Annotated in this window: 24 protein-coding genes and 1 tRNA gene; 14 read left to right on the top strand and 11 right to left on the bottom strand. The window is 65.4% G+C overall.

Features of this window, described 5'->3' with window-relative positions; translation table 11 throughout:
• Positions 1–7 precede the first annotated feature (7 nt).
• The 3 genes from pstC to pstB are packed head-to-tail and all read left to right on the top strand — an operon-like array spanning position 8 to position 2,876.
• On the top strand, positions 8–961 hold the full coding sequence (gene pstC / locus AC4FS1_RS00125; protein WP_491151606.1) for a phosphate ABC transporter permease subunit PstC: 954 nt from the start codon (positions 8–10) through the stop codon (positions 959–961).
• A 1-nt stretch (position 962) separates the two neighbouring features.
• A complete protein-coding gene (gene pstA, locus AC4FS1_RS00120) occupies positions 963–2,060 on the top strand; it encodes a phosphate ABC transporter permease PstA (protein WP_491151604.1) in 1,098 nt (365 codons plus the stop codon).
• Between the two features lie 36 nt (positions 2,061–2,096).
• Positions 2,097–2,876, top strand: a complete 780-nt coding sequence (pstB, locus tag AC4FS1_RS00115) for a phosphate ABC transporter ATP-binding protein PstB (protein WP_491151602.1) — start codon at positions 2,097–2,099, stop codon at positions 2,874–2,876.
• Between the two features lie 16 nt (positions 2,877–2,892).
• Here pstB and AC4FS1_RS00110 read toward each other — a convergent pair whose 3' ends face one another.
• From AC4FS1_RS00110 to sigK, 4 genes are all read right to left on the bottom strand, one after another.
• On the bottom strand, positions 2,893–3,777 hold the full coding sequence (locus AC4FS1_RS00110; RefSeq protein ID WP_491151600.1) for an aminotransferase class IV: 885 nt from the start codon (positions 3,775–3,777) through the stop codon (positions 2,893–2,895).
• Positions 3,778–4,063: 286 nt separating this feature from the next.
• The gene (locus AC4FS1_RS00105; protein ID WP_491151598.1) at positions 4,064–4,702 is read right to left on the bottom strand and encodes a DNA-directed RNA polymerase subunit beta; all 639 of its coding nucleotides are present in this window, start codon (positions 4,700–4,702) and stop codon (positions 4,064–4,066) included.
• 50 nt (positions 4,703–4,752) lie between these two features.
• The gene (locus AC4FS1_RS00100) at positions 4,753–5,580 is read right to left on the bottom strand and encodes an anti-sigma factor domain-containing protein (RefSeq protein ID WP_491151596.1); all 828 of its coding nucleotides are present in this window, start codon (positions 5,578–5,580) and stop codon (positions 4,753–4,755) included.
• Positions 5,577–6,179, bottom strand: a complete 603-nt coding sequence (sigK, locus tag AC4FS1_RS00095; protein WP_491151594.1) for an ECF RNA polymerase sigma factor SigK — start codon at positions 6,177–6,179, stop codon at positions 5,577–5,579. The genes AC4FS1_RS00100 and sigK overlap by 4 nt, the downstream gene beginning before the upstream one ends.
• Before the next feature lie 200 nt (positions 6,180–6,379).
• Between sigK and AC4FS1_RS00090 the strand changes: the two genes are divergently transcribed.
• From AC4FS1_RS00090 to AC4FS1_RS00075, 4 genes are all read left to right on the top strand, one after another.
• Positions 6,380–6,452, top strand: a tRNA-Lys gene (locus AC4FS1_RS00090).
• A 303-nt stretch (positions 6,453–6,755) separates the two neighbouring features.
• A complete protein-coding gene (locus AC4FS1_RS00085; RefSeq protein WP_491151592.1) occupies positions 6,756–7,352 on the top strand; it encodes a Type 1 glutamine amidotransferase-like domain-containing protein in 597 nt (198 codons plus the stop codon).
• A gap of 100 nt (positions 7,353–7,452) precedes the next feature.
• On the top strand, positions 7,453–7,809 hold the full coding sequence (locus tag AC4FS1_RS00080) for an META domain-containing protein (RefSeq protein WP_484533468.1): 357 nt from the start codon (positions 7,453–7,455) through the stop codon (positions 7,807–7,809).
• A gap of 81 nt (positions 7,810–7,890) precedes the next feature.
• Entirely contained in the window at positions 7,891–8,391 is a 501-nt protein-coding gene (locus AC4FS1_RS00075; protein WP_491151590.1) for a hypothetical protein, read from the top strand.
• A gap of 69 nt (positions 8,392–8,460) precedes the next feature.
• On the opposite strand, the gene AC4FS1_RS00070 is transcribed toward AC4FS1_RS00075, so the two are convergent.
• The 4 genes from AC4FS1_RS00070 to AC4FS1_RS00055 form a co-directional block, all read right to left on the bottom strand.
• Positions 8,461–9,624, bottom strand: a complete 1,164-nt coding sequence (locus tag AC4FS1_RS00070) for a tyrosine-type recombinase/integrase (RefSeq protein ID WP_491151589.1) — start codon at positions 9,622–9,624, stop codon at positions 8,461–8,463.
• A gap of 291 nt (positions 9,625–9,915) precedes the next feature.
• A complete protein-coding gene (locus tag AC4FS1_RS00065; RefSeq protein WP_491151587.1) occupies positions 9,916–10,227 on the bottom strand; it encodes a hypothetical protein in 312 nt (103 codons plus the stop codon).
• The gene (locus tag AC4FS1_RS00060) at positions 10,224–10,475 is read right to left on the bottom strand and encodes an addiction module protein (protein WP_491151586.1); all 252 of its coding nucleotides are present in this window, start codon (positions 10,473–10,475) and stop codon (positions 10,224–10,226) included. Before AC4FS1_RS00060 ends, AC4FS1_RS00065 begins: the two co-directional genes overlap by 4 nt.
• Before the next feature lie 191 nt (positions 10,476–10,666).
• Positions 10,667–10,993, bottom strand: a complete 327-nt coding sequence (locus AC4FS1_RS00055) for a hypothetical protein (RefSeq protein ID WP_491151584.1) — start codon at positions 10,991–10,993, stop codon at positions 10,667–10,669.
• A 560-nt stretch (positions 10,994–11,553) separates the two neighbouring features.
• Between AC4FS1_RS00055 and AC4FS1_RS00050 the strand changes: the two genes are divergently transcribed.
• From AC4FS1_RS00050 to AC4FS1_RS00040, 3 genes are all read left to right on the top strand, one after another.
• Positions 11,554–12,672, top strand: a complete 1,119-nt coding sequence (locus AC4FS1_RS00050; RefSeq protein WP_491151582.1) for a hypothetical protein — start codon at positions 11,554–11,556, stop codon at positions 12,670–12,672.
• 230 nt (positions 12,673–12,902) lie between these two features.
• Positions 12,903–13,667 (top strand): hypothetical protein, encoded by a 765-nt coding sequence (locus AC4FS1_RS00045; RefSeq protein ID WP_491151581.1) that lies wholly within the window; start codon positions 12,903–12,905, stop codon positions 13,665–13,667.
• 116 nt (positions 13,668–13,783) lie between these two features.
• Complete coding sequence (locus tag AC4FS1_RS00040; protein ID WP_491151579.1) at positions 13,784–14,065, top strand: hypothetical protein; 282 nt, start codon at positions 13,784–13,786, stop codon at positions 14,063–14,065.
• A gap of 506 nt (positions 14,066–14,571) precedes the next feature.
• Here AC4FS1_RS00040 and AC4FS1_RS00035 read toward each other — a convergent pair.
• A complete protein-coding gene (locus AC4FS1_RS00035; RefSeq protein ID WP_491151577.1) occupies positions 14,572–15,084 on the bottom strand; it encodes a restriction endonuclease in 513 nt (170 codons plus the stop codon).
• Between the two features lie 13 nt (positions 15,085–15,097).
• On the bottom strand, positions 15,098–15,946 hold the full coding sequence (locus tag AC4FS1_RS00030; RefSeq protein WP_491151575.1) for a hypothetical protein: 849 nt from the start codon (positions 15,944–15,946) through the stop codon (positions 15,098–15,100).
• A gap of 185 nt (positions 15,947–16,131) precedes the next feature.
• Between AC4FS1_RS00030 and AC4FS1_RS00025 the strand changes: the two genes are divergently transcribed.
• Both AC4FS1_RS00025 and AC4FS1_RS00020 read left to right on the top strand, forming a co-directional pair.
• Positions 16,132–17,181, top strand: coding sequence for a hypothetical protein (locus AC4FS1_RS00025; RefSeq protein ID WP_491151573.1), 1,050 nt, complete (start codon positions 16,132–16,134; stop codon positions 17,179–17,181).
• Positions 17,182–17,381: 200 nt separating this feature from the next.
• A complete protein-coding gene (locus AC4FS1_RS00020; protein WP_491151571.1) occupies positions 17,382–17,657 on the top strand; it encodes a hypothetical protein in 276 nt (91 codons plus the stop codon).
• 99 nt (positions 17,658–17,756) lie between these two features.
• Here the strand turns inward: AC4FS1_RS00020 and AC4FS1_RS00015 are convergent, their stop codons facing one another.
• Positions 17,757–18,176, bottom strand: a complete 420-nt coding sequence (locus AC4FS1_RS00015; RefSeq protein WP_491151569.1) for an META domain-containing protein — start codon at positions 18,174–18,176, stop codon at positions 17,757–17,759.
• Positions 18,177–18,300: 124 nt separating this feature from the next.
• On the opposite strand from AC4FS1_RS00015, the gene AC4FS1_RS00010 reads away from it, so the two are divergent.
• Positions 18,301–18,744 carry an SRPBCC family protein gene (locus AC4FS1_RS00010; protein ID WP_491151568.1) on the top strand — a complete coding sequence of 148 codons (444 nt, stop codon included), beginning with the start codon at positions 18,301–18,303 and terminating at the stop codon, positions 18,742–18,744.
• Positions 18,745–18,812: 68 nt separating this feature from the next.
• Positions 18,813–19,469, top strand: a complete 657-nt coding sequence (locus AC4FS1_RS00005) for a hypothetical protein (protein ID WP_491151566.1) — start codon at positions 18,813–18,815, stop codon at positions 19,467–19,469.
• The last annotated feature ends 122 nt before the right edge of the window (positions 19,470–19,591 follow it).

Genomic DNA, 19,591 nt, shown 5'->3' with positions numbered 1-19,591 from the left:
CGAAGCCATGACCACCACACCCGAGGTCACCCGGACCGCGCCCCCGCGGCCGCCACAGCGCCGCGGCGATCGCTGGTTCTCGCGGACGGCGCTGTTCGCCGGCGCCATGATCCTCGTCACGCTGGCCGCGGTGGCGATCTTCCTGGTCGTGCAGTCGCTGCCCGCCCTGTTCGCCGGCAACGAGGATGCGTCGATCCTCCCGTCCAACTTCTGGTCCTACGTCGGCCCTCTGGTGTTCGGCACAGTCTGGGCTGCTGCCCTGGCCCTCGTCATGGCGGTGCCGCTGTCGCTGGGCGTCGCCCTCTTCATCTCGCACTACGCGCCGCGCCGCCTCGCCCAGGCGCTGGGTTACGTCGTCGACCTCCTCGCCGCCGTGCCATCCGTCGTCTTCGGCCTGTGGGGAATCGGGGTGCTCGCGCCGGCGGTCCAGCCGATCTACACCTGGCTGGTCGACAGCGCCGGCTGGATCCCCCTGTTCGCGGGGCCGGTCTCCAGCACCGGCCGCACCATCTTCACCGCCGCGATCGTCCTCGCCGTCATGGTCACCCCGATCATCACGGCCATCTGCCGGGAGATCTTCCTGCAGACCCCCGTCCTCCACGAGGAGGCCGCGCTCGCCCTGGGTTCCACGCGCTGGGAGATGATCCGCATGGCCGTGTTCCCCTTCGCCCGCAGCGGCATCGTGTCGGCCGCCATGCTGGGTCTCGGCCGAGCGCTCGGCGAGACGATGGCCGTCGCCATGGTGCTGTCGGTCTCCGGCGGGGTCACCTTCAAGCTGCTGACCCCCGACAACCCCAACACCATCGCGGCCAACATCGCACTGAGCTTCCCGGAGGCCTACGGCCTCAACATCAACGTGCTCATCGCGACCGGCCTCATCCTGTTCGTCGTGACCTTCGCGGTCAACGCCCTCGCGCGCTACATCGTGAGTCGGCGCAAGGAATTCTCGGGGGCCAACTGACATGACCACCACCCTGGCTCCTCCCCCGGTACAGCCGGCTTCGGTCAGCGTGCGCCTGACGAACGGGCGCCTCGCCCGCTGGGCTCCCTGGGCCCTGCTGGTCGGAGCGTTCGCCGCATCCGCCGCCGTCTTCGCCGTCATGGCGGTCTCCTCCGAGACGGGGTTCAACCTCGCCGGGTGGGCGGTCGTCGGCGCGGTCCTCTACCTCGCGCTCATCTTCACGATCTCGGCCATCGTCGAGGGCAACCGCAAGGCCGTGGACCGTCTCGTCACCGGCGTCGTCACGGTCGCGTTCGCGATCGCCATGGTTCCGCTCATCTCGGTCGCGTTCACGGTGGTCACCCTGGGGGCGCCCCACTGGAGCGGCGAGTTCTTCTCCTCGTCGATGCGCAACGTCGTCGGCGAGGGCGGCGGCGCCCTGCACGCCATCGTCGGCACGCTCGTGATCACGCTCGCCGCATCCATCATCTCGATTCCCATCGGCCTGTTCACGGCGATCTACCTCATCGAATACGGCCAGGACAACCGCCTCGCCCGCGGCATCACGTTCCTCGTCGACGTCATGACTGGCATCCCGTCGATCGTCGCCGGCCTGTTCGCCTACGCCCTGTTCGCGCTGTTCCTCGGCCCGGGAGTGCGCCTGGGCATCATCGGTTCGGTGGCTCTGGCCGTGCTGATGATCCCTGTGGTCGTCCGCTCGACCGAGGAGATGCTGCGGCTCGTCCCGAATGAGCTGCGCGAAGCCGCCTACGCGCTCGGGGTACCCAAGTGGCTCACGATCGCCAAGGTCGTGCTCCCCACCGCCATCGCCGGGATCACCACGGGGATCATGCTGTCGATCTCGCGCGTCATCGGCGAGACCGCTCCGCTGCTCATCACCGCAGGCTTCACCTCCTCGATGAACTACGACCTGTTCGACGGCCGCATGCAGACCCTGCCGGTCTTCACCTACACGCAGTACATGAACCAGGGAATCCCGGCCGAGGCCTACATCGGTCGCGCCTGGGCGGCTGCGCTCACCCTCATCGTCATCGTCATGCTGCTGAACCTCACCGCGCGCCTCATCGCGCGACTGTTCGCACCCAAGTCCGGCCGCTGAACGCGGCCGACCTCGAAAAATCGGAAGAAGACAGAAGTGTCCAAGAGCATCGAAGTCAGCGATCTGAACGTCTACTACGGCGACTTCCTGGCCGTGGAAGGGGTCGCTCTCAACATCGAACCGCGCAGCGTCACCGCGTTCATCGGACCGTCCGGCTGCGGCAAGTCCACGTTCCTGCGAACCCTCAACCGCATGCACGAGGTCATCCCCGGCGCGCGCGTCGAGGGCTCGGTACTCCTCGACGGTGACGACCTGTACGCGCCGAACGTCGACCCGGTACTCGTCCGCCGTCAGGTGGGCATGGTCTTCCAGCGCCCCAACCCGTTCCCCACCATGTCGATCCGCGAGAACGTCCTGGCCGGCGTGAAGCTCAACAACCGGCGCATCTCGAAGTCGGACGCCGACGACCTCGTCGAGCGTTCCCTGCAGGGCGCGAACCTGTGGAAAGAGGTCAAGGACCGCCTCGACCGACCGGGCTCCGGCCTGTCCGGTGGGCAGCAGCAGCGCCTGTGCATCGCGCGCGCCATCGCCGTCTCGCCGCAGGTCATCCTCATGGATGAGCCGTGCTCGGCCCTCGACCCGATCTCGACCTACGCGATCGAGGAACTCATCGCGGAGCTGAAGAACGAGTACACGGTCGTGATCGTGACCCACAACATGCAGCAGGCCTCGCGCGTGTCGGACCGGACGGCGTTCTTCAACATCGCCGGCACCGGCAAGCCCGGCAAGCTCATCGAGTACGACGACACCTCGACGATCTTCACCACCCCGTCGGTGCAGGCGACCGAGGACTACGTCTCCGGCCGCTTCGGCTGAGCCGCGCGCCGGCGCCTCAGTCGCGCGGGGAGAGCAGGTAGCGGTTCAGCGAGGCGGTGAAGACCCGATCGCTCGGGAGTGACCGGGCGTCGACGGCGGTGATCGGGGCGGCGAGGCGGATGCTGGAGACCAGCCACGCCGCATCCACCTGCCCGAGCGCCTCGACGGGGACCGGCTCGTACGCCACCTCGTAACCGTGGTCGGTCAGGTAGTCGAACAGGCTCACCTGGGTCGTGCCGTGGAGGATTCCCGCGCCGGGCTCGGGCGTCACGAATCGGTCGCCGAAGCGCAACAGCACCGACGAGGTGGGGCCTTCCAGCACCAGGCCGTCGCTCGTGACGAAGATCGCGTCATCCGCCCCGCGGCGGCGGGCCTCGCGGATCGCCGCCATGTTCACCGCGTACGACAGGGTCTTCGCGCCGAGGAGCAGCCACGGCGCCCGCCCGGGCGCGCCGCTGTCGAGGCCGCGGTCGAGGGTCACGACCCGGACGCCATCCTCGCGGGCCGAAGTGCTGTCCGGCGCAGGGGCGAGCGTCACCCAGGCCGTCGGCGCCGGACCGTGCTCCACACCCCGGCTGAGGATGAGCTTGATGACGCTCTCGCCCGGTTCCGCAGCATCCGCCACCCGGGCGATCGCCTGGCGCCACTGCTCGGTGTGCGGGGCGGGCAGGTCGCAGAGTCCGGCGGAGTACGCCAGGCGCTCGAGGTGCGCCTCCACCTCCTGCGGATGCTTGTCCACGACGCCGATCGACTCGAAGATGCCGTCACCGCGCTGGGTCGACAACTCCCCCACGCTCAGGGCGGGAGCTGCCGGGTCGATCTCGGTGAAGGTGTCGGAGAAGTCGGTGCGCGGGTCGCCCGCGGCGGCGGGATCGATCACGAGTGCGTAACGCCATGCCATGCTCTGAGCCTAAGCGGGTGGAATAACGCGCGCACGATGACGTTAGACTCTTACAGCCGGGCCGCAGTAACCCCGGGCTCCATCTTTTGCCGCCGAGAGCGGCCTCGCGCCGAGAGGCGTTCTGCGGCCCGGCACTTACTTTTTCCGGCGCGCTTACCGCGCGATCCGCGAGAAACGACGATCCGGACGAGAAACGACGCGTCGCACCGTTTCTCAGCCCGATCGTCGTTTCTCGCGAACGAGCGGATGCGGCGCAGCCAGCGGATGCGTGAGGCCAGCGGGTGCGTCAGGCCAGCGATTCGCGTCGCCACAGGACGGCGCACGCCGCGAGATCGGACGCGTAGGTCGACAGCCGGAGCGCGCGAGTCGTCAGGGCAGATGCCCGGTCGGATTCGGTCAGCTCGTAGTCGTCGGCCAGGTGCGTCGCCCCCGACGCCTGCACGCGGCAGAACGCCGCGGCCCGCTCGAGCGCGACGGCGAAGTCGCCCTCGAAAAGCCCGCGCAGGATCATGTCGATGAGGGCCACCAGCTCGTCCGGGCTGGCTGGCGTCGGCGCGCCGGCGACCACCGGGTCGACGGAGAGGATCTCGCTGCGCCCCCGCTCGTACAGCAGCGCCGCGGTCTGCGGATCGTCGTGGATCATCAGCTGCAGCAGGTACAGGCGCCACAGCGCACCCGGGAGGGAGCGAGCCGGCGAGCGCGACCACAGCTCTGCGATGTCGTCGATCCCGTGCTCGTCGGTGAAGGTCACGAGGCGCGAGACAACGTCGGCCGAGGGGTCCTCGCGCACTCGCGAGAGCAACGCCTGCGCCGTGCTGTGCGCGACGCGCGAGACCTCGGCGGGGTCCGCGGCCGCGAAGAGCCGGTCGAACAGCTCAGCGGGTCGGCGCACCGGCTTGTGAAAGTCGCGGGGCTGATCGCTCATGATTCCAGGCTACCCGCGGGCGTCACGGAGAGCCCCGCGAGCGCTCAAGCTCAAGCGGTGGGGATGGCGATCAGCGGATCCCCGGACGGCGCCCCGGTTGGCGAGCCGCCGGCCGGCTCGACGGTCACGGCGATCACATCGCCCGCCTGCATCTCGGCGGTGAGGAGCGCGGTGGCCTCTCCCCCGTCCGCGGCGAACGTACCCGCCGGGATCGCCCCGTCCTCGCGCACGAACCACAGCTCGAACGTCTCATCGTCGGCGAGTTCCGGGAGCCCATCCGACACCAGCACCGCCTGGCCGAGCTCGCCCGACCAGTGCGCGGTCGCCTCGACACCGTCCATCTCGATGCTCGCCGACGACGCATCCGGAGCCTGCTGGATCTCCCGCAGCGCCATGACCGCGGGCGAGGGGTTCAGCTGCTGACCGATGGTGACCGCGCCGAATCCCACGGCCAGAAGCAGAACGACGGATGCGGCGAGGACGAACCAGCGACGCGGACCGCGCAACGCCCCATTGGCCGAGGGGAAGGACGCGCCGGCTCCCGGCTGTGCGGGACCGGCTGCAGGATCGGCCGCGGCCGTTGAGCGGGCCTCGGGACCGTCACCGGAATCCCTACCGGCCGTTCGAGGGGAGTCGGGTTCATCCCCCACCACCGACTCGGCCGCAATGCGGGCGAGCAACGCGTCACGGATGGCGGGCGGAGGCGCGACCGGGGGCGCCAGCGCGGCGAGCCGGGATGCAGCATCCAGGTCGTCGCGGAGGATCGCCTCGCGCTCGGGATACAGCGCGAGTTCGGCCTCGAAGGCTCGCTGCTCGTCGGGCGCCAGCGCACCGAGGGCGGCCGCGGCCGACAGTTCGGCGAAGTCTTTCTCGTTCATGCGCTCACCCCCATCTCGGTGCGGAGCCGCGACAGCCCGTCGCGCATCCTGGTCTTGATCGTTCCCAGCGGTGCTCCGACGAGCGCCGCGATCTCACTCTGGCTGTATCCGCCGAAGTATGCGAGCGTGAGCGCCTCGCGTTGCGCCTCCGGCAGGGTGGCGAGGGCGCCGACAACCCGCTGGCCCTCGATCCGCATCTCGACGCTCTCGGCAACGTCGTCGCGCGGCGCCTCCAGATCGCGGAAACCCGCACGCACGTCACGATCGCTGCTCGCCTGCGCGGACCGCACGCGGTCAACGGCTCGTCGATGTGCGATCGTCAGCAACCATGATCTCCCCTGACCTTTGTTCGGAGCGAACTTGGCGGCGGATTGCCACACCTCGAGGAAGACCTCCTGCAGCACCTCTTCGCTGTGGGAGCGGTTCACCAGCACACGCAGGATGAGACCGAACACGCGGGCCGACAGCATGTCGTACAGTTCGGCGAAGGCGGCCTGGTCGCGGGCGGCGATGCGCACCAGCAGGTCGGCGACGTGGTCGACGGTGTGGCCAGCGTCCTCCGGGACGTCCGCGCCGTCGATGACCATGTGCACCAGCATGCCTCACTCCCCCCACATTCGGCTGCTCTTGCGCTGTCGCTTGTTCGCTGCCGAACGCCCCGCGGATTGCCTGCAGCGGGAGAGGGACGCGCTGGCCGTGCAAAATTCAGGAGAACCGCGCACCACTCGATCCATAACGGCCCCGGACGTCGATTCCTCCTGAGTTTTGCTCGGCGCCGGGCCGGTAGGCTGGATGCCGCGGGCCTCTAGCTCAGTCGGTAGAGCATCGGACTTTTAATCCGCGGGTCGTGGGTTCGAGCCCCACGGGGCCCACCGTGTTTGAACACCCTCGCTCTCTACTCCCGACTGGGATCCCGGATCTCGGAACCTAGCCAAAATGGCCGCGTGACAACAATTTGACAACACCCGCGGAGCTTTCTCCGCCAGCCATGGGGCGCAGTTCGCTGTCTATGAGGCTCGTGTGATGTCTGAAGTTGCCGACCTGTCGGAGCCGTGAGCGCCTCGACCGCTGACCGTCGCGACGACGGGAGTCGCCCTCGACGGTCGGGCCAGAACCGTCCCGACAACCATCGTTTCCAGGTGTTTGCGGGATCAGCGAATCGCTAGCGTTAGCGCGTGCGGATCTATCTCAGCGCCTACCGATTCGGGCCGCGCGCGGAAGCTCTGCGACGTGTCGACGGTCGCGCCCTCATCGTGATGAATGCGCTGGACGAGTACCAAGAGCGCCTGCTGAGCTGGGATCGGGAGGTCGACGACCTGGCTCGACTCGGGTATCGCAGCGAGGAACTCGACCTCCGGGACTATTGGGACGGCGAAGAGAGTTCGCTGAGGAAGCGTCTCGCGTCCGCCGATCTGCTCTGGGTAGTAGGGGGAAACGCGTTCGTGCTCGCGCGAGCGGCGACAGAAGCACGACTGGGGGATGCGCTCGCCCGCTCTCCGCACCTCGACTACGCCGGCTACTCGGCAGGCGCCTGTCTCACCTCGACAGATCTACGCGGCATCCACCTGATGGATGAAGTGTCGACCCATCCTCCTGGCTACCGGACTGACATGCCTGCGCAGACCTTGAACCTGACCAGCACGCGAGTTGTTCCCCACGCTGGTTCCGACGCGGCGCGCGCAGCAGCCGACTACCTCCGGGGGCGTGGTCTCGGCTTCACCGAGCTCGCCGACGGTGACGACAAGCTGATCCACTTGCCGTCCGCGCCCTAGGTCTTCGCAATCCCGTAGTCGATCGATTTCGGTTCGCCGAGTTCACACGGCTCCGTGAATGAATCATGATGGGCGTGTGCCCGCAGCCAGGCCTTCGAGTTTGCCCCGCCGCGCCGTCGCTGCACTTGTCGTAGCCAGCGTGCTCGCGCTCACCGCCTGCGCACCTCCGGGGGATGCGGCGGGCAGGTGGGGTAGCAGCGATGACCGCGAGCCGCATGTCGAGCTGCGTGTCGGCGGGCAGTTCGGTGGCTATGACGGCTGCAACGGGTTCGGTGGCCGCTGGCAGGACGAGGGCGACGGTACCGCAACATTCGAAGAGGTCCACACGACCCTCGTGATGTGTCTCGAGGAACATGACCAGTGGCTGGCTCTCGCCCGTTCCGCCCAGGTACGCGGAGACGAGCTGGTGCTCCTCGACGAGGAAGGGAAAGAGCTTGGCACTCTACGCCGTAGTTGAGCGGGCGCGTGGCCGTGAAAGGGAGCGCGATTGATGGGTCGAGGTCTTCGCCTCGTTCTTGCCGTGGGCATCGCTACACCCATGGCGGTTGTGGCCGCCGGGTGCGCGCCGGTGCCGATGGACTCGCAGCTGTGGCGACAGCTCGACGGTCAGGAAGGAATCGTTTACAACATCCGGAACGCGGGCTACCAAGGGTGGAACCCGCAACGGTTCATCGATGAACTCGCTGACGTGGCTGTGCATTGGGATGGCGGTGACGCCCCAGCTGACCTGGACCCGACGGAACCCGGGGTGGTGTACTTCGACGCGACGGAAGAGGTATCTGATGACTCCGCCGATGAGACGCTGACGTTCAATCTGCTCTTCCACTCCGGCCTTGCGTCCGGCGATGACGGCCAGCGAGACTGGCTCGACCTTCGACCCACCTCGGTCTACACGTGCTACAGCATGGAGGTCGGCTTCATCGCCGACACCATCGGGGACCTTAGGCGCATCCAGGAACGGATCGAATGCCCGGAAGCGCTCGTAGAGGCACTCGGCCCGCACACCCAGTACAACGAGCCACAAGCTTTCGACGGGTAGGTGTTTCCGACACGACCCATGACCGCCTTCGCGAGTGAGTGCATCGGAGCAACCTCCTCGCTCGACTTCCTAATGCCCGTCACCTCGCAACAGATCGACAACACCTGAGGCGCCCGCCGCTTCGTCCAAGGCCGCCGAGACAGCGTCGAGATCGTCGTCGAACAAGTCGGCGTAGGTGTCGAGCGTCATCGCGGCGGAGGCGTGGCCCAGCATCCGCTGCACGGCCTTCACATTGGCGCCGGCAGAGATCGCGAGCGACGCGGCGGTGTGCCGCAAGTCATGCGGCGTGACCCGCGGGAATGGGCGTGGCGGTTCCTCCCCCGCATCCACTGCAGCCTCGATGGCGGCGGCTGACGTCTCCTGCGCGCGGCAGACCGCGCTGTTGAACCATCCGGTCGTCGCCTTCGGCCGGCGGACGTGGATTCGTCCTTCACCGAAGACGAGGGCTTCCCGCCCCTTGCCGGCGACGAGACGCTGCATAGTTTCGGCGAAGAAAGCGGGATACGGGACCTGGCGCTTCTCATGGGTCTTCGGCGTGCCGACCTCGATGCAGCTGCCGACCTCGACCGCATTCTCCTCGACACTCACGCGGCGGCGCTTGACGTCGACGTGCTTCACCCGCAGCCCGGTCGCCTCGCCCCAGCGCAGACCGGTATAGGCGAGGAAGACGATGAGTTCGGGGCGAGCGGCCCCGGCGGCGAGTTGGGCGACCTGTTCATGGCTGAGGTAGGCGCGGGGCTTCGACTTCTTGCGCGGGAGCTTGACTCCGCGAGCGGGGTTGGCGGAGATCCGGCGGTCTCTTACAGCCACCTCGAGGATGCCGGAGAGGATCTCGTGGACGCGACGCACCGAGGTTGCGCTGTGGGTGGTCGAGAGCCCGGCGATCCACATCTGGATCTCGGAGTGGCGGATCCCGCCCACCGCCCGGGCGCCCCACTTCGGACGGACGTGAATGCGCCACGCAGACTCGACCGTACGGAAGGTCGACGGCTTGAGATCCGCCCGACGCGATGCGACCCAGTCCTCACCCAGGTCGCCGACGAGGATGCGCGCGTCGGATGGATCGACGAACGTCCCACGGTTCTTCGAGATCTCCACCTCGGCCAGACGAATCTCCGCGTCGAACTTCGTCCGGAACCCGCGCAGCGTGGCCTGGCTCCCGTCAGGCTTTCGATAGCTGATCCGGTAGACGCGCTTGCCCGAGGCTGCCGTGTAGGAGTGGATGCTGCCCATGCTGGCTCCCGTGGTCTTTGCATCGGTGCGCGGCGTTACGCCGCGCTGCGCATGATGCATCCTGCGCCGAACTCCGGCAACTGTGGAGGGCAGCTTCGGGTCTGTGGATAGGAGCGACCGGCTCCCGGTTCCTATTGATCCGCCTCTGCCGAGGAGTTCGGCCCCGGTCGCCCGCGCCCGCGTCGCTTCAGCTCCTCGACGTCGTACCCAGCCGCAGCCCTCGATCGCCCACGCCGCAATCTGCGCGTCGGTGATGGGCACGCCGTGGATGGTCTCCCTTTCGCTCACCAGTCAGAGCCGCTCGGACCAATAGTTGGGTGTGCGTCGCTCGTGCGCGTAGGCCACGACGATCACCTCGTCTTCGATGACGAGGTATTTGATGTCGTACCGGAACCCTGCGACGCTTCGCGACCGCACCGGCGGTACGCGAGGGCGCCCACGATGAAGCGCCCAAGTATGGAGTGAGTCGAGGATGCTGCCGATGGCAGCCTCCACGGCGTCGGCGAAGCGCTCGCCCCAACCTTCGCGCTGATCTTCGAGGAAGAGGATGGCTTCGCGGAGTTCCGCGTGAGCAGCTTCGTGCTCACGCCACCGGTAGGTCACCGAACGCGCGCTGCCAGTTCGTCCCGGATCGCAGCCAGACCTTCGCGACCATCGACGAGAACGGCTTCTCCTCGCTTGACCTCGTCCAGTCGACGATCGATCTCGTCTTCCCACGCGGCGTCGATCTCGGGCTGGCGCTCATCCGTGTCTTGGTCGACGCTGAGTTGTAAAGCGCGGGCAGCCTCAAGGCGTTCGGCGGGCGTCAGTGCGTAGCCCGCTTCGATGTATTCGTTGAGGTCCAGCGCCATGCACCGAGTGTACGACCGAGGACCGACGGCGACCACGGCAGGTATCCGTCTAACCGAGCGAGTCGCACAACCGTCGCTGACGTCATCGCCGCTCGGAGCATTGTCGAGGCTCAGCTCGTCGAGGCCGCGCGGCATCGCCCGCTACAGCCGCTGGTCCCGTCTCGACGTGCCAACGCGGTGTCCTGGGAACTTCACCGGGCGCGTTTGCTCAGTGCTTGGCGACTGACGCCGCTGCGAAGAGCGATGAGGTTCCAGGACGTGTCGAGAAGGCGCAGGTCGTCGATCAGCTGATCGCGTTCACGGAGGATGTCGCTCTCCTCGGAATGAAGCCGTTCGAGCCTGGTCGACAGTTCGCCCAGTCGCTGCAGACCTGAGGTCGTGCTGCCGTCGAGACGTTGCGAGGCGGCCTGTCGGGCAGCGAGAACCGCCCGCTCGGCGGCAGCCCTCTCATTCCGCTCGCGCTGACGAGCGTGTGCCTTGGCCCTGCCGTCCTCGTTCCGCCGCTTCGATTTGGCCATGCAACATGGTTTACACACGAGACCAGCCAACGCGCAAGATCCGTAGCGCCCACGGAAAGTGCCTGCGTGCATTGCCCCTAATCACTTGATCGCTTGCGTGGTTCTTACCCGCGACCGTCGTTCCCTGCGGACGCTTCGTCATGGGTCGTCGACCGTGCACGTATAGGGGAGCTTCACCGCGCATCTTCGCGGGCGGGTATTGGGAGCATCGCTCCGACCCTTTGAGTCTCGCCTCTTCATCAACCGCTGTGCACAACCCGCGGCGCCCGCAGCAGGACCGTTCTTCGCTCAGCGCTCAGAAGCCATTGACGCCCATGGACTTTGCAATTCCGCGGGCACGCATCGATTCATTCGTCGACCTAGCTCGGACTCGGGAGCTTGAGCACGGTGTCGCGCTCTCTGCGGTCAGACGCAGAAGCATGCGCGAGAGACCTCCACCGTTGCGTGCCGGTGAGCGCGACGAGGATAATCGCCGCCAATTGGGGAAGCAGGCGCGTCGGGGCTCTGTCGCGTTGGAACTGAGTAAAGCAAGTCGTCCACGGCGGGAATGCGGGGGTTCCATGAATCGGCGCAACGCGAACGTCTACAGCTGGACCACGATCTTCTGGGAAGTCGTGACCGCAGCTGTTGCCTGGCTCTTCGTTATCGCACTGCTAGTCAGCGCCGTGACCGTCCTCACACATCAGGACGAACTCGATTGGGGCTCGGGTGCGGCGTTCGCTCGTGACTTGTTTAGCAGCGCGCTGCTGACGTCCGGTGAACTCAGCGTCTGGCTTTGCCCGCTCGTGCCTACTGTTCTCGTGACGCTCCTGGTCTGGTTGGCGATCCCTCCCGCACGAGACATTGCAATGCGCTGGCCAGCGAAGGCGGTGATCCCGAAGTTCATCGACGATGCAGGACTCGTCGAGCTCGCGCAGACTCGACGAGCGCTGTCGAATGCTGCCATCTGGATCACCGGTGCGAGCATGGCCTGGACTGGTCTGGTGATTGCTGGAGCGCTCATTCCCGGCATCGGTATCACCGCGGCCAATATCGGGTGGATTGTCGTGTTTCCGGTCGTGCTCCTCCTAGGCGCAGCGGCGGGGAGGTGGGCAGCGGGTTCGCTTGTTCTCCGCGCCGCGCTCCTTAGCCGCCGGCTGCAATCACTGAACGCCCGATATCGGGCGCTGAGCTGGATCGAACCGGACGGAACGCGTCAGCTGGTTCTGTCGTATCTGGTCCCCGGCGCATACGCGGTCGCGATTCTGATAGGCGTCTTTGCCATTACTCAGAACGGAGCAACGGTCTTCGGATCGACCCTGTTTGCCTGCGCAATGGTGTTGCTCGCGGCACTCGGGTACGCGAAAGGAAGCTGGTGGGCGGCCGCCTCCATACCCCTTGCGACGCTGTTCCTATTTCCGACGATTGTCGGGGTGCTGGGAGTCGTCAACAACGGGTGGCTCGCCGTCCTCACCGTGTTTCTCATCGGTGCGCTTCCGATTCCGTGGATCGCTCCAATCTGGAGGGCGTGGAGTGGCCAAGATCTGCGAGTGTTCGGCCAGTACTCGCCGCTCGCGTCCGCAATCAAGGGGTACGTCGGTGCGGATGAAGAGACGGCTCGCAAGCAGCTTGTCGAGTTGAGCGAGATCCTGAAGAGGGAGTACACCACTACGGGCGCGCCCAGGTCCGTGATCCGCTAGCGCGACGACGCCATCTCAACGGCGCCATTCACCCGTGCCCAACATCTGGTCGACACAACCCGCTCAGGGACCGTCTACCGCGCACCCACCGGCTCCCTGCGACCGATTCTGCTTGCCTCTCACAGCATTGCCGCTCGCCCCAGCGAGAACGCCTCGCCCATCGCTTACTCGAAGCCCAGGTGTAAGTTCAGCCGCAAGCTCACAGGGGGTGAGCTCGCAAGGAGACTGGCATGGGTACAGACGCTTCGGCTGACCACATCAATGACTCGATCGGAAAGGTTGTAAAGCCGGAACCGCCCGCGACACAGCATCAGATTGACGAACACTTTCCGCCGCTCATCTACATCCCCGACGACACGCTTGTCGCGGATCCAGGCGCCGCAGTCGGCCGCGTGTACGTGTACCGCGGCGAGCAGAGCAGACCGGAGAAGTTTCTTTTCTCCGTGAACCTTGACCCGGACGAGAAGTCGATCCTGAAAAGCCCACTCGCGCGAAGCGAGCTCGTGATCACGAAGAAGGCTGCAGCAGAGTTCTCCGCCCTCTCCACAATCACCCTCGAGGGAAATGCTGAAGACGTTTTCGAATTTCGGGTCGTTGACAACTATGCGAGCAATCTGGAAACGGGAACGGATGAATTCGCGGCGGCGATCGACGCCTGGACCGCGCGACCTCAAACGGCCGAAATGTTGGCCGATCCATCCGTCACTAGAGTCGCGCTTGTCGTCGGCATTGCTCAGAAGTACATCTCAACTAAGCGCTTTCAGAAGTATGAAGGCAAGGTTGCCGCGTCTGGGTGGGGCGTCAACTTCGACGGTCAGGCGTTCGTGAGTTCGTCGTCTTACAGGCTCGAGATCCTCTATGGGTTTGATCTCGTGAACCTGCGCACGAGCAGGAACATGTCCGACGATCCTGCGCCATTGACGGAAAGTGACTTCGAAAGCGAGCGCGCGCTGGACCTCACGAAGGAGGTGCTGCGAGAGTCTCTGTTCGAATAGTCGGCCCTCATTCTCCGCATGGCCGCGGCGGTTTCGGACGTCACGGATATCGTTGCAACGGCCCGCTCAGGCACCGGCCAACGGGCGGCGGGCGATCGCATCGGTAGGGTGGCGGCGTGGCTGACGACCGAGAGAACGCGCTCGCGCGTCGCGAGATCCTGGTGGCGTACCTCGAGGTGCTGGATCGACTAGAAGAGCTCGTCGAAGTCTGCTCGGAAGTCGAGGGCGACGCTCAGGAGCTGCGACGTGCGGTGCAGGAAGCGTTTGGGCTAAGCACGATTGCTGCTGAGGCGGTCCTTGCCATCCAGGTGAGACGCTTCACGCCGAGTGAGCGACAGAAGATCAGGGACGAGCTGTCCGACGTTGATCGGTGGATAGCGCGGAACAGCGGCGCGTGAGCCGACCGGCCGTCGCGCAGCGGCACCTGAAGAGTCGACGGCGCAGGGGCGGACTGGCTTCGGATTCATTGGTCAGTCGTCAAGCAGGCCGATCAGCCTCGCGGAGACGTCCGAATCTGGCCATGTATCTTGCTGAAGTCCGTTTGCGCCGTACGCGATGACGTCCCAACTGCCGGGCTGCCAAACCAGGACAACGATCATCCCGCTATTGCAGATGGTCCGAACACAGGTCTGTGTGGCTACGGAGAAGTCAACCCAGTCATCAGGTATGTACTCCTCGCCGGGGAGAGTAGTCAGCTCTGGCCGGATGGACTCATTTCGGTAACGCACTTATGTCCAGCCGCTCTTCGTCCAGTAGGCGGTAATTCAGGAAGTCGTCATGCGAGCGTAGCTTGCCGAGTTCAGGGACCCACGCAGGCCGTGCGGCCGACGCCGGCTCGCGAACACTCGGCGTCGCTAGTTGACATCGCGGTCATGTTCACGCCGGCACTTGTCCTACGGCGCACCTATATCTGAAGCGTGCCAAGCGAGCGATACCCGACCAGCTGCGCGAGAAGCTTCACTGCGAGTGCGCTCGTCGTGGACAGATTAGAGAGCTGATTGCCGTCGACTACTAGAACGGTCACCCCATCTATCAGCGCCGACTCGAGCGCCCAGCCGCCAGCGTGTCCTGTGCCACCGCTGACACTCGTTGTGGTGACGAGGACGCCGGTCTGCGCGCCCTTCTGGCGAAGCCGGGTGGCGAAGTAGGCGATATCGGCCGAGGAGACGTTGCTTGTTGCGTAGTTCTTGCACTCCACGATCAGCACCGGATCAAGAAAGTGAAGACCGCTCCGAGTTCGATCGTTCGTGAAAACGAGGTCTGTCTCTGTCGCGCCGAATGCGTCGAGGACGTTGCGGTGCACCAGTTCAACTCCCGGAAACTTCGAGAAAATGTATTCACCGAGGTCCTCGCACGATCGACCTTGAGCCGTCGTCGTTGATGCGTTCGCGCCCCTCGCAAGGTATCCGTCGATCACGCGGCGACTGAAGTTAGCCATCTGTGCGCTGCCCATGGACAAGCGCGTTGCGCGCTGCACGTATGAGTTCGATTAGTTCGGGCATGTTCTGGCGAGGAAGAGCCACCACAATCCGCCCGTCGCGTTCGACCGCTTGAGGCCTCGCCTCCTCATCTGTTATCAGCACCCCAAGCACAGACCGGCTCGCGTCGAGGAAGCCGAAGACTTGCTCGAAAGCGCGCGGACTGGAAGACCCCTTCACTTCGATGGGGATCGGATTAAACGGCTGCGCACCGTCCAACCACACTAAGAAGTCAGTGAGCGCTTGGCGGCCGCCGACCGTTTCAGTCGATTGCGCAGCACTTCCCAAAACGATCTCTGACACACCGTCGGTCACAAGGAGTTGCTCATACACACGCTGCTCAAGGTCTGAGCGAAGCTCACCTTGACCGACGATCGGCGTTGGCTTCTGCCGGATAGGACGCGCGGGCGATTCCGGGCCTCCACGCGATCGACGCCTGTTGGCCAGCTTCCGCCCGAGCGTCTCCAGCTGGAAAGCGAGGGCCTCCGCGGCGATTGGCTCAAGCAGGGTGTGCATGGCGCCCGGTAGAGAGAAGTCCTGCACGGTCGTGGGTCCGAGGAACACTAGCGGTCGCTGAGCCCCGACGGCGGCGCCCGCGATGAAAGCCTCGGCGGTCGAGATACTTCGGCCGCGCGTGGTGACCACGACAACATCGGCCCAGCGGATGGCGCCCGCTTCACCAAGGTCCGCGACCTCGTCGAGGCCGCCGCGAGCGTCAATCTGGTGCTCGATCAGCCCGTTCACGATCGGCATCGCCCGGCCCGCGTCGCCGGAGACCCATACTCGCACTCGTGGTTCCACGGCCCTATTCTGAGGGAGATTTCGAACGCCTCAAGCGGCTGAGTGCGAGTTTCGCAGTTTCCCGTATTTCGCAGAACTAGCTCACGACTCTCAGTGATTCCGATGATCGACCCTAGTGGGCGGTTGCGATTGCCACTGAAGCCGACCTAGTGCTTGTACCGATTCAGGGCAGATACGGTCGGATCATGAAACGGACCGCAGAGATCGCGGCGCAAGTCTTCACCGCACGCGACGCGCTCCTTCGTGAGCAAGCCGAGGACGATCGCGTCGCATTCCTGCTCCTTGACAGCGCTGCAGAGACCTTGATGGTTCGGCGAATCTCGTCGGGAATGGCCATGCACAAGTGGGACTGGGGCCACTACTGGCGTGCGCCCGGCGAAAAGCTCGTGCAACCCGACCTCAACGACATGGAACAGAGAGATCGTGAGCGCGAGTCTGCTGGGTCAAGGGCGGTCCTGTGGCAGCTGTCAGAAACCCAAAAGCGGAGCATCGAACGCGACTTCAATGCCAAGCTTCAGCTGCTTGCTTGGGATGGCGCGATCCCTCCCGCCTATGTCCCGACGCTGGGCCGACTGCACGACTACAGGAACGAGATGTACCATCGCGAGGAGTCGCGCCCCGCGGCGCTTCGGACAATGGCGCACCTCTACGCATGGCTCATTGCGGATTTGCTCGAGCGTCTGACCGGAGCCTGGTTCAGCTGGTCAAGCAGTGACCCGAAAGACCTCCTTCAGCGCACCTATGCACGCATGGGAATCGATGCTCCAGATGCGGCGGTCGCACTTGATCTCTCGTTCGAGATACAGAACGTGATGGCCGACGTTCTGCGCCGGGACCTTCGACTCGAGACGGCTCCCGACCTGTTAGCGGACTACGCCGCGTCCCGCGTGGAGAACGTCCACGGTTCTTTGAGCTTCTGCGCGGACTTCCTCGCATCAGAGTTGGGCGCGCCGAGGGTCACCGAGATGGAAGTCGTGCGACTCGTGTATGCAGTCGAGCCAGTCCGGCGGATAGAAGATCTTGCTGGCGTACGAACGCCCGTGACAAGACGCCAGCTCGCGACCTGGGATGCATGGCCGGACCAGATCCGGCTGGTTGAATCGCCCCTCGATGCGTTTCTCTCGCTGGCTGACTTCGAGGCCACGTTTGAGCCCTTCGAGAAGAAGGTTCAGGACCTCGCCTCGGCCATCGACGGTGAAATCCAGTTCCGCTCCGACCTCGCGCGAGGGAAGTAGGCGCCGTCCACGACAGAGCATCCGCTCTTCACTAGCCTGTGCACCTGACGAGGGAGATGCGGAGGTCCGTGTGCTAGATCTCGCCATGCGATCGTAGCGAGACGCGGTCACATCATCCGCACGCTGACCGACCGTCTCGCGGACCGTGGGGGCGAGGGTCCTATCGCCTGCGAAGTCGCTTCTTGCGGAGGACTGCGACCGTGACCGCCACGACGATCGCGCTCGACACGGGCCAAAGCCAGATATTCGTATCGATTCCGACGAGCGAGCGCTCGAATGAACCGCAGAGCGATGCGCCTTCAGCCGGCGCATCAGCACACCATCCGCCGCTGATCACCGGCGCGAACAGGATGAAGACTCCGGCCAGTGCCGCCACGCCGATCCACGCGATCGAGGCGGACGATCGCTCGCGGTGCTCCATGGCGCCATCCAATCAGGATGCGCACTGCGGCGGCCGAGTCGACACCGAATCGTGATCGAGATACTGCTTCAACGAGAACCGGAGCTCCTTTATCGCACACGCAACGAAGTCGCTCGCCGAGGTGCTCGCGTAGCGACCGGCTTGCGGGGATCAGTTAAGGACGCTCAGACAATGAGCCTGTTGGATTGCCGTGCTCGTCGAACCCTTGAAGGACGCCATTGTCGACCACAAACGCTCGTGTGATGGCGATCCACTGGTCTCGACCGTCGGTGCACATCATGGCCGTCATGAATCTCTCGCTTAGGACGATCACACCGTCGTCGTCGCTCCAGCGGCCGCCGTGAGCGTTACACGAGTCGTTGCCGGTATACGACCCATCGGCGGCAAACGCGATACCTGCTTTATCGGGCTCTGAGCTTCCCCACTCGCCCACGGGGCTTTCTGTGTCCCCGGGCGGAAGTACGAGCTTGAATACAGGGCTCGTCTTGGTGTGCTCGCTAGAGTGACCGGCGCCGCAGCCGGTGAGAACAGCTGCCGCTAATGCAATGGCGGCAACGCTGGTGAGCCATCTCATGAAGCGATCCTCGCACGGGGCCCACACGCGAACTGATCTTCCGTGAGGCCTAAAGATGCGGCGCGCTGAGCGACCGTGCTGCGCACGGCCAGAACGCCGACCGACGGCGTCCAGAATTGAGAGCATGCCGTCAACTTTTGTCATCGTGACCGACGCCGATGTGAGCGCACGGGAGCTGTTCGAGATCTCTCTCGACATCGATGCCCATCTGTCGTCGATGCAGCAGTCCGGTGAGCGCGCGATCGCCGGCACGACCTCAGGCGCGATCGGTCTGGGTGAGACCGTCACTTGGCGCGCACGCCACTTCGGCATCTGGTTCGCCATGACCTCGAAGATCACAACACTCGAGAAGCCCACGCGGTTCGTGGACCAGCAGGTGCGCGGGCCGTTCAAGACTTTCGTGCACGAGCATCGGTTCGAGTCCGTGGGAGACGGGTGCCGGATGACTGACACCATCACCGTCGGCTCCCCAATCTTCGGGTGGCTCGTTGAGCGCGCAGTCCTCGTCCCCTACTTGCGGCACCTAATCATGAAGCGCAATACTCACCTGCTCGCGGAGCTGGCCTGAAGCGCCCGCTGACCGACCCTTTCGCGATCTGTGCGACATGGGGGCGGTGCGGAGGTAGCGTCGGGAAGGTGACGGCCCAGTCGATGGATGATGCGCGTCCGAACGCGGCGGAAGTCCGGAGTGTGCGCGGTCCGGCAGCCGCGGTGGCGGTCTCGCTCGGCGGCATCCTGGCTCTCTTTCTCGGGTGGTGGGCGCTCGACCTCGTACGGGATACGCTGCACTTGAACTGTTCGTGGGGTATCGGCGGGGAGTGGGGGCCGGAGGGCACGTGGGTGTGCGCCGACGGCATCGGTTACCTCTGGGTAGCTGTGGTGCTCGGCGGCATGTCGGCTCTGCTGGTGGTGGCCGGGCTGCTGGTGGCGGTGGCGAGGCCCTCGCGCGATCGCGCGGTCGTGTTTCTGGTGTTGGCCGCGATCTCGATCGGGTGGATCGGATGGTGGACGTACTACGCCGCGAGCTCATATTTCGGGCCTCGGCCGGCCGGCGAGACGGGATGGGGCCTGTGGGTCGCGGCCGTGCTGCCTAGCATCATTCTGTGCACGATCGGCCTGGTTGTCGGGGCCGTCGGCGCTTTGACGTTGCACCGATGGTCATCGGTCGCACTGTGGTGCGGGGTCGGCCTGACGATCGTCGGGACGGCGCTCCAGCTAGGCATCGGCATCGCGACGTTCGTCTCGGCCGGGATGCTGGCAGCGGCTGAGGCCGGGCGGGCACGCGTACGCTAGACCACTCCTCCTGGGCTCGAGATGGGCCGTCCCTGCGCCGGCCTTCCAGCGGGCGTGGCACGCTGGAGCCATGAAGGGTCCCTCTCTCCGCGCGCGGCTGCTCACGGCGCTTTCGGGCGATC

The sequence above is a fragment of the Microbacterium sp. Z12_35 genome, from assembly GCF_058310475.1.
The sequence above is the reverse complement of the archived record's forward strand: the minus strand, read 5'-3'. Positions and strand labels throughout refer to the sequence as shown.

What these genes read in the sequence shown, in the direction of transcription:
- AC4FS1_RS00070 (WP_491151589.1), bottom strand. Translation starts at nt 9,624, where the DNA reads ATGGGCAGCATCCACTCCTACACGGCAGCCTCGGGCAAGCGCGTCTAC.
- AC4FS1_RS00055 (WP_491151584.1), bottom strand. Translation starts at nt 10,993, where the DNA reads ATGGCCAAATCGAAGCGGCGGAACGAGGACGGCAGGGCCAAGGCACAC.
- AC4FS1_RS00105 (WP_491151598.1), bottom strand. Translation starts at nt 4,702, where the DNA reads ATGAGCGATCAGCCCCGCGACTTTCACAAGCCGGTGCGCCGACCCGCT.
- AC4FS1_RS00075 (WP_491151590.1), top strand. Translation starts at nt 7,891, where the DNA reads ATGGCGGTTGTGGCCGCCGGGTGCGCGCCGGTGCCGATGGACTCGCAG.
- AC4FS1_RS00060 (WP_491151586.1), bottom strand. Translation starts at nt 10,475, where the DNA reads ATGGCGCTGGACCTCAACGAATACATCGAAGCGGGCTACGCACTGACG.
- AC4FS1_RS00010 (WP_491151568.1), top strand. Translation starts at nt 18,301, where the DNA reads ATGCCGTCAACTTTTGTCATCGTGACCGACGCCGATGTGAGCGCACGG.
- AC4FS1_RS00110 (WP_491151600.1), bottom strand. Translation starts at nt 3,777, where the DNA reads ATGGCATGGCGTTACGCACTCGTGATCGATCCCGCCGCCGCGGGCGAC.
- AC4FS1_RS00015 (WP_491151569.1), bottom strand. Translation starts at nt 18,176, where the DNA reads ATGAGATGGCTCACCAGCGTTGCCGCCATTGCATTAGCGGCAGCTGTT.
- AC4FS1_RS00025 (WP_491151573.1), top strand. Translation starts at nt 16,132, where the DNA reads ATGAAACGGACCGCAGAGATCGCGGCGCAAGTCTTCACCGCACGCGAC.
- AC4FS1_RS00050 (WP_491151582.1), top strand. Translation starts at nt 11,554, where the DNA reads ATGAATCGGCGCAACGCGAACGTCTACAGCTGGACCACGATCTTCTGG.
- pstA (WP_491151604.1), top strand. Translation starts at nt 963, where the DNA reads ATGACCACCACCCTGGCTCCTCCCCCGGTACAGCCGGCTTCGGTCAGC.
- AC4FS1_RS00100 (WP_491151596.1), bottom strand. Translation starts at nt 5,580, where the DNA reads ATGAACGAGAAAGACTTCGCCGAACTGTCGGCCGCGGCCGCCCTCGGT.
- pstC (WP_491151606.1), top strand. Translation starts at nt 8, where the DNA reads ATGACCACCACACCCGAGGTCACCCGGACCGCGCCCCCGCGGCCGCCA.
- sigK (WP_491151594.1), bottom strand. Translation starts at nt 6,179, where the DNA reads ATGCTGGTGCACATGGTCATCGACGGCGCGGACGTCCCGGAGGACGCT.
- AC4FS1_RS00045 (WP_491151581.1), top strand. Translation starts at nt 12,903, where the DNA reads ATGGGTACAGACGCTTCGGCTGACCACATCAATGACTCGATCGGAAAG.